Origin of the sequence: Bradyrhizobium tropiciagri (genome assembly GCF_018130545.1) — a bacterium.
GTDB classification, from domain to species: Bacteria; Pseudomonadota; Alphaproteobacteria; order Rhizobiales; family Xanthobacteraceae; genus Bradyrhizobium; species Bradyrhizobium tropiciagri_A.
The window spans coordinates 101,997-117,632 of record NZ_JAFCKF010000005.1; the positions used below are offsets into that span (position 1 = coordinate 101,997).

General features: G+C 63.8%; 3 protein-coding genes (1 of these 3 cut by a window edge). All 3 read left to right on the forward strand.

The genetic code is table 11. From position 1 onward, the window contains the following. A protein-coding gene (locus tag JQ616_RS22245) for an LEPR-XLL domain-containing protein (protein ID WP_212018054.1) crosses the window boundary here: on the forward strand, positions 1 to 12,829 show its 3' portion. Its footprint begins 17,630 nt before the window's first position; only the last 12,829 of its 30,459 coding nucleotides appear in the window; its start codon lies off the left edge, out of view; its stop codon occupies positions 12,827 to 12,829. Between the two features lie 30 nt (positions 12,830 to 12,859). Next, on the forward strand, positions 12,860 to 13,660 hold the full coding sequence (locus tag JQ616_RS22250) for a SapC family protein (protein ID WP_212018056.1): 801 nt from the start codon (positions 12,860 to 12,862) through the stop codon (positions 13,658 to 13,660). Positions 13,661 to 13,785: 125 nt separating this feature from the next. Next, on the forward strand, positions 13,786 to 15,630 hold the full coding sequence (locus JQ616_RS22255; protein ID WP_212018058.1) for an efflux RND transporter periplasmic adaptor subunit: 1,845 nt from the start codon (positions 13,786 to 13,788) through the stop codon (positions 15,628 to 15,630). The last annotated feature ends 6 nt before the right edge of the window (positions 15,631 to 15,636 follow it).

The following is a 15,636-nucleotide window of genomic DNA, read 5'->3' on the forward strand; positions in this document are numbered from 1 at the left end:
CAGCTACGTCATTACCGCGCTGACCGGTGCACTGATGACGCTGAGCGCCAAGAATGTGCTGCAGAAGCAGACCCTCCAGGACGACGTGAAGATCGAGAAGGACGACGGAGAGGACTTCTTCGTCGTCAACCAGCTGCAGTCGATGAAGATTACGCAAGAGACGGCCGCCGGCGTCGCGGGCGGCGACACACTGACCTTCGACGGACAGGGCGGCAGCGACACTTACGTCATCAATACGACCGGCTCGCATGGCGGCGACGCTAATGGCGACTTGCGCAACTACGTCATCAACGTGCTCGACAGCGGCGATCCGACCGACGGCGTCGACAATCTGGCGGTCTACGGCAAGGATAATCCGGGGTATGTCGGCACCGACGACGTCTTCCTACTGCGGCGCACGACCGGCATCGCCCAGGAAAGCCCGGCTTTGCCATCGCTCTACAAGGACGACACGGCGTTCGTCGCGGTGCTGGACTATGATCCTAGCCTGCTGACAAGCACGCTGGATCAGGCGCAGGCCTCCGACCCGAATGCCAATGCTGCCGTGCGCTCGCAATCGGTGCAGCGCGTCAACTACGACAGCGCGATCAACGGCCGCCTGGCGGTCTATGGACTCGGCGGCAATGACTACTTCGCAGTGGATGACAACGCGGCACCCACGACGCTCGACGGCGGCGCCGGTGACGATGCCTTCCAGATCGGCCAGATCTACGGCTTGCAGCGCGATGGCAGCCAGCCGCCGACCCCGCAGCCGGTCGGCGATACCTATGGCGGCTCGGTGGTCGGGGCAGCGCTGCCGCCGCCACTGACGGGAACGGCAGGGCTCGACGGGTTCCCGCAACTCGCCAATTCGCTGACGCCACAAAGCATCTACGGCACGGTGGCGACGACGCGCGGCTGGCTCAGCGCCGGCGCGACATCGCCGCTGGTGGCGGAAGGTGGCACCGGCAACGATACATTCACGGTCTACAGCAACCAGGCGCCGCTGCGCCTCGAGGGCGACGAGGGCAACGATCTATTCACGGTGCGCGCGTTTGCGCTGGCCGAGACCGACCCGATCACCCACGATATCGTCTGGGTCGACCCGGTCCAGATGATCGCCAAGCCGCTGCTGACCAAGGGCTTCTCGACGGCCGCCGAAACCGACATCCGTACCGGCGGTGGCGACAACCAGGTCCAGTACAACATCAACGCGCCGGTCTCCGTAGACGGCGGCAGCGGTTTCAACAAGCTGGTCATCCTCGGCACCGAGTTCGCCGACCACATCGTCGTGACGGACAAGGGCATCTTCGGCGCCGGTCTGACCGTCACTTACCAGAACATTCAGGTGCTGGAGATCAACGCGCTCGAAGGCGACGATACGATCGACGTGCTGAGCACGGCGCCCGGCATGGCGGTGCGTGTCGTCGGCGGGCTCGGCAACGACACGATCAACGTTGCGGGCGATGTGGCGGGCGATGTCGTGTCGCGCGACATCAACGGCACCAGCAGTATGATCAACAATCGCGTCACGTCGGCCGATCTGGCCTATAACGGGCTGGTGGCCGATGGCATCAGCCTCAGCGTCGCGCGGCCGGAGCAGGGCCAGGTCATCATCGACCAGAATGTTGCCGGCGATCAAAGCCCGGGCACCACCGAAGTGACCGAAGGCCAGACCGACGATATCTACGGCATTCGCCTGGGTCACGCGCCGGTGGCCGGAACGCATGTCTTCGTCACCGTCTCGGCAGCGATGGCCGAGCAGGGGGCTCATGGCAACAACGGTTACCTGGGCGCGGGCGACATCATCGACAATCAGGGCAGCGGCGAGAGCGTGTGGCTCGCGACCAGCCAGGTCGGTCCGGGTGTCCTGGTGGCGCCGGCGGCATACGACCGCGACGTCATGATCGACGGCACCCTGGTGCACGTGCCGGCGCGGGCGCTCGTGCTCGAATTCGATAGCTCCAACTGGAACCAGGAGCAGATCGTTCACGTGTGGACGCCGAACGACGGTACGCCCGAGGGCGACCGGACGGTGGCGATCAGCCATACTGTGCTGAGCGACGACCCATCGTACAACCACGCGCTCGTCAGCAACGTCGAGGTGAACATCCACGACGTGAACCTGGCGGCGGTCAAGGTGACGCAGCTCGATCCGTTCAGCTCGGGCGGCCTGCCGCAATATGCGGGTAAGGTCGTGGATAACAATTCGATTGCGCTGGAGGGCGATGCGACAACTGCGGTCGGCGATCTCTATGCGATCGAGCTGACCAAGGCTCCGGTCGGCAATGTGACCGTGACTGTCAACGCGGAGGACGGCCGGGCCACCCTGAGCTCGTCCGACCCGCGCTTCGTCCAGGACCTGAAAGCCTACTCGGACCAGCCGGGCGCCTATCATATCGTCTTCGACTCGACCAACTGGAACAAGCCGGTGCTGGTGTCGATCAACGCCATCAACGACCAGTCTCCGGAGAACCCAAGCGACACGCAGATCATCCAGTCGATCTACGCCCAGAAAACGCTGCCCGTCACCTTCGCGCAGAGCGCCACAGGCGACACGATCACGCGGACCGACCTGGGCGGCAGCTGGCTGTTCGACGGATTTGCGAAGGGCGAGCAGATCACGATCACCGGTGCGGGCGCCAACGACACCACCTACACGATCGCGAGCCTCGACTCGAAGACCCTGACGCTGACGGTTGCGAACACGGTCACGGCAGGTAACTTCACCAAGACGTTTGCCATCAACGGCGTGCCGAACACGACCGACAGCGAATACAACAGCGCGTCAGTCAACAACGGGCTGGACAGCACACAGTCGATCTATGCGCGTATTCTCGACGACGAGACGCCGGGCGTATTCCTGCTGGAGAGCGGTGGCAGCACGCTGGTCACCGCGCAGACCGCGTCAGATCCACCGACCGCGACCGGCGACAGCTACAAGATGCGGTTGACGGGCGCGCCACTGGCGCCGGTCAGCATCGCGATCGTGACCGACGGGCAGACCGACATCAACGAGAACGATGCCACGATCACGTTGACGAAGATCGGCGGCAAGCAGCCGACGAAGCTGTTCACCGGCAACATCGTGATCAGCGGCAATACGATCACCCTGGGTACCGGCTCGGAACTGTTGAACTTCATCAACGACGGCTTCCTGCCCGGGCAGGAGATCCGCATCCTCGGCACCGGCCTGGTCACCACGGACTATCAGATCAGCAGCGCCGACAACGCCGTCACCGCGAATTCGATCACTCTTACGAGCGCGCCGACCGCCGGCACCTACAACGTCGCCACGATCGACTCGTTGCAGGACGCGGGCGCCTACGCGTCCGGAGCGACCAACGTCGCCTACGCGGTCGGCAGCATGCCGTTCCTGATGTTCACCGGCGATATCACGATATCGGGCAACACCATTACCCGCAGCGACGTCGGCAGCTTCGTGAACGACAACTTCGCACCCGGCGAGATCATCGAGATCCTGAATTCGAACAACATCCAGCTCGGCACCAACGGCGCGCCTTCGACGCCGGCGTTCTTCACGATCGCAGCGGGCGGCGTTGCCGACAAGACGCTGACATTGACGGCGGCGGTCACGCCTACCGCCGGCACCTACACGGCAGCCAGCATCAATAAGATGCTCGACACGCTCACGCGCAAGGACGGCACCAGCTGGCTCGACAACGGATTCCTCGAGGGGCAGATCGTCGATATCCAGGGGATCGGCGGTACCGATCTGATCGAAAAGATCGACCTAATCACCGGCACGACCGCGAAGAAGCTCGACGTCATGGTGCTGACCGACCATCCGGCTGCGCCCGGCGGTGTCGTGCCCTATAGCGGCCGTCCGCTCGGCGGCGAGGGCACCGTGGTGACCGCAGCGAACGTCACGGTCACGCAAGAGGCGGCGGTCGTGACCTTCGCGCCGCCGAAGGCGAAGCCGGATGCGAACTATCCCGATACGCCCGATCCGGTAAATTACCCCGGTCTGCCCGTTTGGTACCAGATGGTCACGGTGCCGCTGATCGGCGACCCCTATTTCGACATCCAGCCGGGACACCAGAACCTGCGCGCGTTCCCGAAGATGGCGCATCTGCTCGACGGCATTCAGGGACCCCTGTCGGTAGAGGGCGGTACGACCGCGGAGAACGTGTCGCTGGTGCCGGCGGTGCTGCTGCCCGGCGAGGCGAACGGGCCGTTGTTCAACATCCCGCCGCAGCCGCCCGAGTCGCAGGCGATCGACACGCTGAACATCTACAATGACGGCTCACTGGCGGGCGAGAGCGGCACGCTGACCTCGACCGCGCTCAACGGCTTCGGGATGGGCACCGGCGTGCTCGATTTCACCCGGCTGGCGGGCAATGGGCCGACCTTCGGCGAACCGCTGATCTATCCGCTCGGCATCAGCTACGGAACGATCAGCGTCAACCCGCAGACCGGACAGTTCACCACCGACGGCAGTCATTCGACGATCGAGGTGCTGAACATCTTCCTCGGCAGCGGCAACGACAATCTCAACGTGCAGAGCACCCTGATCCCGGGTCCGGATTACAACGCGGACGGCACGATCGGCATCACCGCCGAGCATGGCGGCATCACGACCATTCATGGCGGCGGCAATGCACCGTTGCAGGTGAATGCCAATGTGCCCGCGTTCGATATCGCGCCCGTTGCAGGCCAGGCCGGAGTCTACACGCTGTCGCGCGAAGACCTCCAGTCATGGGTTACGGCCGGGTTCGCCGTCGGCCAGGAGGTTATGCTCGGCGTCGATGGCGGCACGACCGGCGCGTATACGGTGGTGAGCTTCGGTAGCGTGGCGCACGGCGCCAACAGCGTGTTGACCTTGCAGCAGGTCGCTGGCCCCTCCACGACGACCGGCACCGGGCTCAGTGGCACGATCTCGGTGACCGACTATCTGCAGGTCAACAGCGGTCAGCAGATCGGGACCCAGACGACCGGCAGTTTCGACGTTTCGACCGCCAACGCCTTCGTCCGGATCGCCCGCGAAGACGGCTTGCCGTGGGCCTCGCTCGGCTTCGTCGCCGGCCAGACGGTCTCGGTGTACCTACCGGGCGGAAACGGCAAGCCCGTCAATATCGGCACGGCGACGATCGCCGGCTTCGACAACGGCAGCTCCGGCACCTACGGCCAGGGCTACGGCAGCGTACTGCTGCTCAGCGGGATCTCGCTGACGTCGGCGACGAACGTCACGGGCACCGTGGCGGTCACCGGACGGTATCTGGTCTCCAGCGCGGCGGCCGGCCCGTTCACCGTCACGACGAGTTCGATCACCCGCAAGGACGGCAAGAGTTGGGCCGCCGACAGCGGGTTCGTGATCGGCCAGCCGGTCGCGATCGGCGGTCAGCCGGGAGCCTGGATGGTCACCGGATTCGAGAACAACGGCGCGACGCTGGATCTGAGCGGAGGCGATCTGACCAAGCTGCCCGCAATCCAGACCGTTGCAATGGTGCGCCTAGGCGGCGACGACATCACCGTCAACGGGAGCAGCGACTTCGTCAACGGCAGCATGACCGTCAGCGCGCCGGTCAACACCGACCCGGCCGGGACGCTGGATCGCATCGTCCGCGGCGACGGCAAGGCTTGGGACAGCGATAGCGGCTTCGCGGTCGGCCAGCAGGTCTCCGTCACCGCCGAGTTCAGCTTCCCGAACGTCACCTTCGCGCGCAGCGCGGCAGGCGATACGATCACCCGCAACGACGGCGGCAACTGGTCAACGGACGGCTTCGCAGCCGGCCAGACGATGGTGCTGTCCGGCACCACGAGTACCAATGGCAGCCTGACCAACAACGGCAGCTTCACGATCGCCGGAGTTAGCGCCGACGGCAAGACGCTGATCCTGACCGCTGCGAACACGGTGGTCCCGACCGTCGGCTCGGAACCGATGACGGTCGAGCTGACCGGCGACTTCCTCGTCACCGGCTTCGCTACCACCAAGACCACCAACGACACGCTGTTGCTCGCCGGTTCGGGGCAGGCCGGGCAGACCGCCATCCTGCCGCGGCAGGCGGCCGTTCCGATGACCGTCAACATCGGGTCACCGCTCGTCGTCTACGGCGACACGACGCAGGACGGCGTGTGGTACGCCGGCAAGTCCTACCAGGCCTCCTCGCTCGGCAAGTTCAGCGGCAAGCCGATGCCGCACATGGACAACCAGGCATTCACGATGGCGACGCCAGGACCGGGCGCGACGAATCCGAGCGACACCTTGAGTGTGACGCTTGGCACGTTCGACACCGCCGACGGCACCTTCGGTACCATCACGCGCGCCGGCGGCAGCTGGGTCACCGACGGCTACAAGGTCGACGGACTCGTGACGATCGACGGCGTCGCCGTCGGCGAAGTGAAGACGCTGAACGATCTGACGCTGACGCTGGGCGGACTGACGCCGGCGTTTGCGGGCACCGGCACGGCAACGCACACGGTCAAGGAATGGAACACTGCATCGATCAGGCTGCCCAACAACAGCCCGTTTGACCCCGGCTTCGTCACTGAAGGGCTGATCACGCTCGGCACGACCTATAACCAGATCAGCTTCGCGCGCAGCGGCTCGGGCGACACGATCACCCGGCTCGATGGCGGCAGCTTCATCTCCGACGGTTTCGCCGTCGGCGAGACCATCGCGGTGTCGCAGTCGACCTACAACAACAGCAACTTCACGATTATGGGTGTCAGCCTGGACGGCAAGACGCTGACGCTCAATGCAGCGAATAGCGTGATCCCGACACCGGTCGGCGGCAGCGAGAGTGCACGCATCACGATCGATATCGGCACCGTCGCCAAGGTCGGCTCGGAGTATCCGGTGACGTTTGCGGCCAACGTGGCCGGCGACACCATCACCCGCACCGATACCGGAAGCTGGATCACCGACAATTTCGTGATCGGGCAGACGATCTCGATCACCGGTACGGCGAAGAACGACGGCAATTACGAAGTGGCGACAGTCACGGCGAAGATCCTGACCCTGACCGCCAAGAACGTTGTGACTGCCGAGACGGACACGGCGGCGATCAGCGGCCGTGCCGACAGCAAGCAGATCTCCGGCCTCACGTTCAGCGGCAATACGCTGAGCCGCGCCGGTGGCAGCTGGCTGCTCGACGGCTTCCTGCCGGGCGAGCAGATCACGGTGGCGTTAACCGCTCACAACAACGGGATAATGACGATCCAGAGCATCAGCGCCGACGGCAAGACGCTGACACTGACGACCAGCGTCGTCACCGAGACGAAGGTGACGGCCGCGATCGGTTGGGGTGCGTTGGCGAAGCACGACACGCTCGAGCTGATCGACTTGCAGCCGGGCTTCCTGGCGTTCTTGCATGGCAACACGGCCTCCAGCGGCGACGCCAAGGTGAACCTGACCAGCACGATCGTCGAGCGTAACCGGCTCGGGCAGAGCGCCGACTTCTTCGTGTTCCCGTTGGCCAACCAGTATACGTTCAACGGCAACGACGTCATCGACGCGCACAACCTGTTCGCCAGCATTCCGGACGGGCAATTGCCGACCGTCGGCATCACCGCCTATGGCGGCGCCGGCGACGACACCATCATCGGCAGCCAGGCCGGCGACCACCTCGCTGGCGGTTCGGGCAACGACACGATCCTCGGCGAACGGGGGCAGGACCACATCTACGGTGATAGCGGCTTCAACGTCGACGTCATCACGCGCGTCCTGACGGTCGCGCAGGCCGCCGGCAATTCCGGCGCCCCGGACCTCGACCCGCTGACCCCGGGTGCGAACAACCTGATCTACGGCGAGGCGCCGGGCGTCGGCGTGACGAGCTCCGACGTCTTCGGTGACAACAACGACGTGATCTTCGGCGCGCTCGGCGACATCACGCAGGCGACGGACGGCGCCCGCGACACCACAAAACCGTTGACCTTGGTACCACAACGCATCGAGACAACGCTGCTGGCGCGGGTCATCAGCAGCCAGTCGCGGCAGGTCGGCGGCAACAACACGATCTACGGCAACGGCGGCGACGACATCCTGATCGGCGGTCCCGGCAACGATGCGCTCGACGGCGGCACGGGTCGCGACCTGGTGTTCGGCGACAACGTGACGTTGACCCGCGGTCTGGTCGGTAGGACAGCCGGGGCAGGGCTGCTCGGCAACTACGCCAACCTGCGCTTCGAGACGCTGAGCGGTACGCAGATCTACAGCACCGGTTCCGCTACCGATACGGCAGCGGCCGGCCTCGATTACGCCAACGGCATCCCGCAGGCCGATCCCCGCGGCCACGCCAACTGGGGCGACTACCAGATCACGATGTACGATACGGTGCCGGGTGGCTCGAACTCGGTGACCGTGGCCAACGGCTACGGCAACGATTACATCGCCGGCGGGCCCAACGACGACATGCTGTTCGGCGAGGCCGGCAACGACGTGATCCAGGGCGACGGCTCGATCGACTATGTCGCACATCTGATCAAGGATCTCGGCAACGGCATCATGGCGGTCGATCCGGCCGACACGAAAGGCGGGCGCGTCGGCGTGACCGGTATTGGTCTCGGCACCAACATCGCCGGCAATCCGTTCCGCGACGCCAACAACGCCTTGAATCTGCGCCCGTCGTTCGACGGCGCATCCGACGGCCAGGACTACGTTGAAGGCAATGCTGGCAACGACATCGTGTTCGGCAACCAGAACCAGGACGATCTGGTGGGTGGCAACTCCGACATGTTCAGCCTGAAGAGTCCGGCCCTGCGGCCGGACGGCTCCGACCTGATATTCGGTGGTTCCGGCAACGCGATCGCTCTCAATGCAGCCGGAGACGCAACCGTCGATACCAGCAACAACGGGATCAACATCACGACTAATCCGAACGGCCACGCCAACGACGCCGACAACATCCTCGGTGACAATGGCGACATCATCCGGCTGGTCGGCGTCAACGGTATCGTCGCGCCCCCGGTCGGATCGGCGGTCGTCGCCACACTAACGATGAACGCCTACCTGACGACGACCGGCATCCCGACTGTGGTGCAGAGCTACAACGGCTTCCTGCGCTTCAACTATGACACCGGCCCCCACGATCCGACGATCACACTGTCAAAGGTTACCACCGGTGGTGGCGTGGTGGCATATGACGACACGGTCAAGATCGTCGTACGGGCAGACAGGCTGCTCGACTACTCGCCGGGCGGACCGGACTTCAACGGCGCCGACCCGCTCAACCCGGCCAATGCCCATGGTGACATCGGCGCCGCCGACGAAATCCACGGCGAGAGTGGCGACGACGTCATCTACGGCCAGGTCGGCAACGACTGGCTGTACGGCGAGGGCCAGAACGACACGATGATCGGCGGCTACGGCAATGACTGGATGTCGGGCGGCACCGGCGACGACGGCATGCTCGGTGACGACGGCCGCATCTTTGTGAGCCGCAACAGCCTCAGCGCCACCTCGTCGGCTGCAAACTACAATGTCAGCCTCGGCGAGCCGCTGTATGGCGTGACGCCGCTGCTGCCGACCGACGGCGATCCCAAGTACAGCAATGGCAACGCGCTGAACGAATACATCTACACGCCCGGCAACATGCAGACCGACACCATCAACGTCAGCGGAGTGTTGAAGTTTACGGTCGACATTACGCCATTCAGCGCCGATCCCAACTGGAAGGGGACGCAGCCAGCCGGCGACGAGTTCTCGTATGCGGGCGCCAAGCCGAACGAGCCCAACTCCGACGGCAAGACCACGTCGCATTATGACGACATCATGTTCGGCGGGCTCGGCAACGACGAGATGCATGGCGGGTCGGGTGACGACGCGATGTCCGGCGCCGAAGCTTTGCCGGTGTCTTATGCGCCGAAATACGCGGCGGACGGCACCCCGATCGGTCTCAACGAGATCGATTACTACCATCCGTTCAACCCGGGCAACGTGCTGGCCTTCAACCCCACCGACCCCGACGGCAAGTTCACGCATCCGAAGATCGCGGGGCGCACCGGTGAGTTCGCGCTCTATGACGAAAACGATCCGCTGCGCGAGATCCTGCTCAACGCGGATGGAACAGCCTCGAAATGGGCTGCGGGCGCCACGCCAACCGGCGCACAGTTCTTCTTGAACTTCAACCAGAACTCGGGCGTGTATGTGCCGGGCGGAACATCGCAGCAGAACGGCAACCAAACCGTCGCCTACGCTGCGGCGTACAACGACGGCGGCGATGCCATCTTCGGCGACAACGGCAACGACTGGCTGGTCGGCGGGACCGGCAACGACCATCTGTACGGCGGCTGGGGCAACGACCTGCTCAACGCGGTCGACGACCAGACGGTGAACGGCGGGCTCAACAACGTGCCGATTACGCAGCCGACCTACGAGGACCGTGCTTATGGCGGCGCCGGCAAGGATGTCCTGATCGCCAATACCGGCGGCGATCGCCTGATCGACTGGGTCGGTGAATACAACTCCTATCTGGTGCCGTTCTCCGAGTTCGGCATGGCCACCGTGAGCCGGACTTTGCAGCCCGGTGTGCAGAACTTCCTGTATGCGGAATCCTTGAGCGACGGCATCGACCCGACCCGCTTCTCGGATCTCAACGGCGGCGCGACACCGCCCCTGCCGACAAAGAACGACCCGAATCCCGGTCGTAACGGCGAACCTGCCGGCGAGCTCGGCCTTGTGCTGCAGCAAGATAGCGCGTGGCATGGCCAGACCGGCGCACCGACCGATCCGCAGGCCGGCAACACGCCCGGCACGCAGCGCGACGTGTTGCGCAGCGCAAGCTTCACCGGCAACAGCTCGCCAACCGGCATGTTTGTGGCCGCGGGCAGCTGGAGCGTCGCCAGCGCAGCCTATTCGAACAGCCTGAGCACGGTGAGCGGAGACAATGTCACGCTGTTCGATCTCGATGCCTGGCTGCCGACCTACTACGAAGTATCCGTCACGGCGAAGGTCGGCTATGGCGGCGCGAACCAGAACAGCTACGTCATCTTCGACTACCAGGCGCCGGATAATTTCAAGTACGCCGGCATCGACGTCATCAATAACCAGATCAAGATCGGTCAGCGGACAGCGTCGGGATGGACCGACGTTGCAACCCTGACCGTCAAGGGCCTCGGCACCAACAAGCAGACCGCTTTCATGCTGGCCTCGAATTTCGAGACCGCAACGGTCAGCTTTAACGGCTACTCGCTCTCCTATACGTTCACGAAGCCGCTCAATACAGGAACGTTGGGCCTCGGCACTAACAGTTCGCTGACCAACGTCACGTCTTACTCGGTGCAGAAGCTTCCCTTTACTCCGACCTACTCGATCCTTGAGGATTTCTCGGACGGTGTTGCGAACAACTTCGCACCGCAGAATGGGACCTGGACCACGACGAGCGGCACCAGCGGACGCTATTTTGCAGTACCGCCCGCAAACGACGTCGCGCTCACGACGCGGCAGCTTGCGGTGGCGCCGCTGTCGTATGTGGAATATTCGGCGACGGTGAATGCCAGCAAGACGGGCACATCCGCCGGACTGATCTTTGATTACACGTCGTCGAACGACTTCATCTATGCCGGCATCATTGCCGGCACGAATCAGGTCGTGCTCGGACACCGCAGCAACGGCACCTGGTACGTCGATGCGGTCGCGACTGCGACCATTACCGCCGGCACCGACTACAGCCTGCTGGTCGCACTGAGCGAGACCGTCACCAACAACGTCAATGTGGTGCTCAACGGCAAGAGCGTCCTCAGCTTCAACTACAACGGCCTGGTGCACGACGGCAGCGTCGGGCTTTACGCGCGCAACGGCAACGCCTCGTTCGACAACGCGCTGATCCGCGGTGACGACATTGCCTATGCCGGCGGTGGCACGCCGCAATCGGCGGCGCTTGCGGCGCCTCCGTCAACGGATGTCGCAACGGTCACCGCCGATCAACTGGCGGCCATCGTCGCGACCGCGAAGCAAGTGTGGATCGATGCGCTAGGGCCGACAGACCCGCGACTTTCGGTGCTTGATCAGGTCACGGTGTTGATCGCGGATCTTCCGGGTCAGCTGCTCGGCGCCACGACCGGCAACACCATCGTGCTCGACAGCGATGCGGCCGGATGGGGCTGGTTCGTCGATCCGACGCCGGGCGACAACAGCGAATTCACCATCCGGCTCGCCAGCGGTGTGTTTGAGGCCTCATCCTCGAGCCCCGCGGCCGGACGGATGGACTTGCTCACCACGCTGGTCCACGAGATGGGCAACGCCATGCAATTCGCCGAAGACACCGGCAACGATGTTGCAGGCAGTACTCTCCAAGCCGGTGAGCGTCGTCTGCCGGAACCGCCCCAAGGGCAAGGACAGCAGGCTCCGACTGCTCTGCTGCAGAGCGGGATCGGGATCCAGCAGTCCGCCGCCCACTCGGCGATCACTTTGCCGGCAGCGACGTTCGTGCTGCCGACGACAGCGACGGTGGCCGGACCGGTGGCAGCGTTCGCAAGCCCCGATGTGCCTGCGGGCGCCACCTTGCCCTCCAACATTGTCCTGAAGCCCGGAAACATCAAGCCGGACACCAAGACGAGCCATGGCCAGGATACGGATCTCGGCGGATACTTCGTCTCGCTGTCCGCAAGCTTGGTCGGTGGTCCGGGACCAAGCGCAACGACGGAGGTGGATTCGTCGGCGTCGACGCATCACTCATCGCGGACGGCAGACAAGCCAAAGGAAACAGCCAGCATCAACTGGGGTAGCGATCTCGATGCCGTCGGCCATCTCGCCTCTGGACCTGCGAACGGTTCGCAGGAATGGCTCGATGATTTCCTGAACCACCTGGGCCAGGACAAGGCCCAGTGGAATCCAAACGCGGGTATGCGCATACGTCCAATGTCAGTGAATAATTCAGGGGCCGGCTGAGGCCTGTAGTAGAGGCGGAGGAGTAGAGTTATGACGACCCAACTGCTGATTTACGAAACCGTCGTCCCGTTGTCCGCGGCTCGCCATCACGGCTGCGCGATCGAGACGAAGAGAAACTACGAGTTTAGCGGCAAGACGAATTCAGTGCCCTTGATGGCGGTCGAGTTTCCGCATGCTGTCTCGGAATATGCGATCGTGTTCGCGGGCAACAAGGAAAGCATCATGCCCGCGGTGATCCTGGGCGTGCGGGAAGGCGAGAATCTGTTTCTGTCCCGAGATGCGAAATGGGACGCCAAATATGTCCCTGCATTCGTTCGCCGCTATCCATTCGTATTCTCGACGAGCGCGGACGGTGATCGGCTGATTCTCTGCATCGACGAGGCTTATTCAGGGTTTAATCGAGAGGCCAGAGGACAAGAGCTGTTCGATGCCGACCACAAGCCCACCCAATACGTCCAGAACGTCCTGACCTTCCTTCAGGAATATCAGGCGCAGTTCAACCGCACCGTGGCCTTCTGCAAGAAGGTCCTCGAGCTCGATCTGCTCGAGCCCATGCAGGCCCAGGTCGAGACGACCGCCGGCGAAAAGCTGTCGCTCGCCGGCTTCATGGCGGTGAACCGGGAGAAGCTAAAGGCTCTCTCCGGCGAAAAGCTCGCCGAGCTCGCCAAGAGCGATGCGTTGGAGCTGCTCTATCTTCATCTTCAGTCGATGCGAAACTTCCAGGCCCTGCCATCGCGCCTTTCCGTCATCAAGGGAGGAACGCCGGAGGCGCCCTCCAGCGGTGACGCGACGGCCGATGATCGATTAAACGGATCAAGGGCATCCGCTTAGTATAGAGCTCTGGCTATGCCGTTCGCCCGGTCTCTGCGCCACGGCAGCGCGCTCTCAAGTGCGCGCTGCGATACCGCTATGGTTGCGGTGTCGCAGCGACAAGCTCGACGGAGCCCAAAACCGCAATGACAACCGCGTCGCCGATCTATTCCTTTGCCGAAGACGCGTCCCGCGCGGAATCGGTGGCTTGGGCAAAATTCTCTGCAGCGAAAGACAGCGCGGAATTCTGTACGAGTTGGCTGGCCATCCTGTGCATGCAGGTCGAGCGTGCCGGAGGTGGATTGCTCCTGCTCGGACCTGACAAGGACGGTGCCTACGTTCCCGCTGCGGTGTGGCCGCACCCTGGTCTCGATATGCAGCATCTCAGCCCGGCCGCCGAACGAGCGCTGACCGAGCGGCGCGGAATCGTCGCGCTGACGGAAGGGCGCGGCGCCTTCATCGGTTACCCCATCGAGGTGTCGGGCACCCTTCATGGGGTCGTGGTGCTCGATATCGGGCCGGGACCCGAGGCGGCACTCCAGCGGGCGCTGCGGCTGCTGCACTGGGCGAGTGCCTGGCTGATCGATCAATTCCGCAAGGGGGCGCTGGAAGAGCGCGAGGCGCGGTTGACGCGCATGGGGATCGCCATGGATATCGTGGCGACCGCCATGCAGGAGCGCCATCTCTCGGCATCCGCGCTCGCGGTCGCGAACGAGCTCGCCGGACGGCTGGCGTGCGACCGGGTCAGCATCGGCCTCGAGAAGTCCGGCAGTACCGAAGTGAAGGTGATCTCGCATACCGCGACGTTCGATCCCAAGATGGACCTTGGGCGGCGGATCGGAAATGCCATGGACGAGGTGCTCGATCTCGATGTCGCTCTGGTGTTTCCGCCGCGCGACGACGTGGAGCGTGCCGCGCTCGCCCATGACGAGCTGGCCCGTGAATATCACGACGTGGCGATTTGTTCCGTTCCGCTCGTCGATGGCGGGCACGCGACCGGCGTCCTTACCCTGGAACGGACGAGGGGCGAGCCATTCGACGACGCGACGATCGAGCTTTGCAAGACTGTCGGCGGGCTGCTTGGACCGATCTTGACGCTCAAGCGCGAAAGCGAGCGTAACCTGTTGCAGTATGCCGGTTCGTCGGTGCGCCACGGTGCCGAGGTCTTGTTCGGACCGCGCCACCCCGGCGCAAAGCTGATCGCACTGCTGGCACTTGGGTTCATTCTGTTCTTCAGCATCGTCAACGGGACCTATCGCGTCGCGGCAAAAACCGTCATCGAGGGCGCCGTGCAGCGGATTGCGGCGGCGCCGTTCGACGGATTCATTGCGGAGAGCTTCGTTCGAGCCGGCGACACCGTGAAGGTCGGGCAGGTGCTCTGCAAGCTCGATGATCGAGAGCTCAAGCTCGAGCAAGCGCGGCTGTCGTCGGAGCGTGAGCAGCTCGAACGCAAGTATCGGCAGGCGCTGGCGGCGCAGGAGCGCTCGACCATGGCGATACTCCAGGCGCAGATCGATCAGGTTGACGCGATGTTGTCGCTCACCAAGGACAAGTTGTCGCGCGCCACGCTGGTCGCTCCGTTCGACGGCATCGTCGTTGCCGGCGATCTGCAACAGCTGTTGGGGACACCCGTCGAGCTCGGCAAGTCGCTGTTCACGATCGCGCCGCTGGATAGCTACCGCGTGATCCTGCAAGTGGAAGAACGCGATATCTCCTATCTGAAGCTCAAACAACAGGGTGAGCTCACGCTTTCCGGCATCCCGCATCAGCAGATGGAGTTCTCGGTCGAACAGATCACGCCGGTCTCGACGGCCCAGGACGGTCGCAATTTCTTCCGGGTCGAAGCGAGAATGCGTGACGCCTCCGAGCAGGTGCGGCCCGGCATGGAGGGGGTCGGCAAGGTCGAAGTCGGCGAGCGGAAGCTGATCTGGATCTGGACGCACTATCTGGTCGACTGGGTGCGCCTCACCATCTGGAAGTGGCTGTTTTGATAGCGG

What these genes read in the sequence shown, in the direction of transcription:
- JQ616_RS22255 (WP_212018058.1), top strand. Translation starts at nt 13,786, where the DNA reads ATGACAACCGCGTCGCCGATCTATTCCTTTGCCGAAGACGCGTCCCGC.
- JQ616_RS22250 (WP_212018056.1), top strand. Translation starts at nt 12,860, where the DNA reads ATGACGACCCAACTGCTGATTTACGAAACCGTCGTCCCGTTGTCCGCG.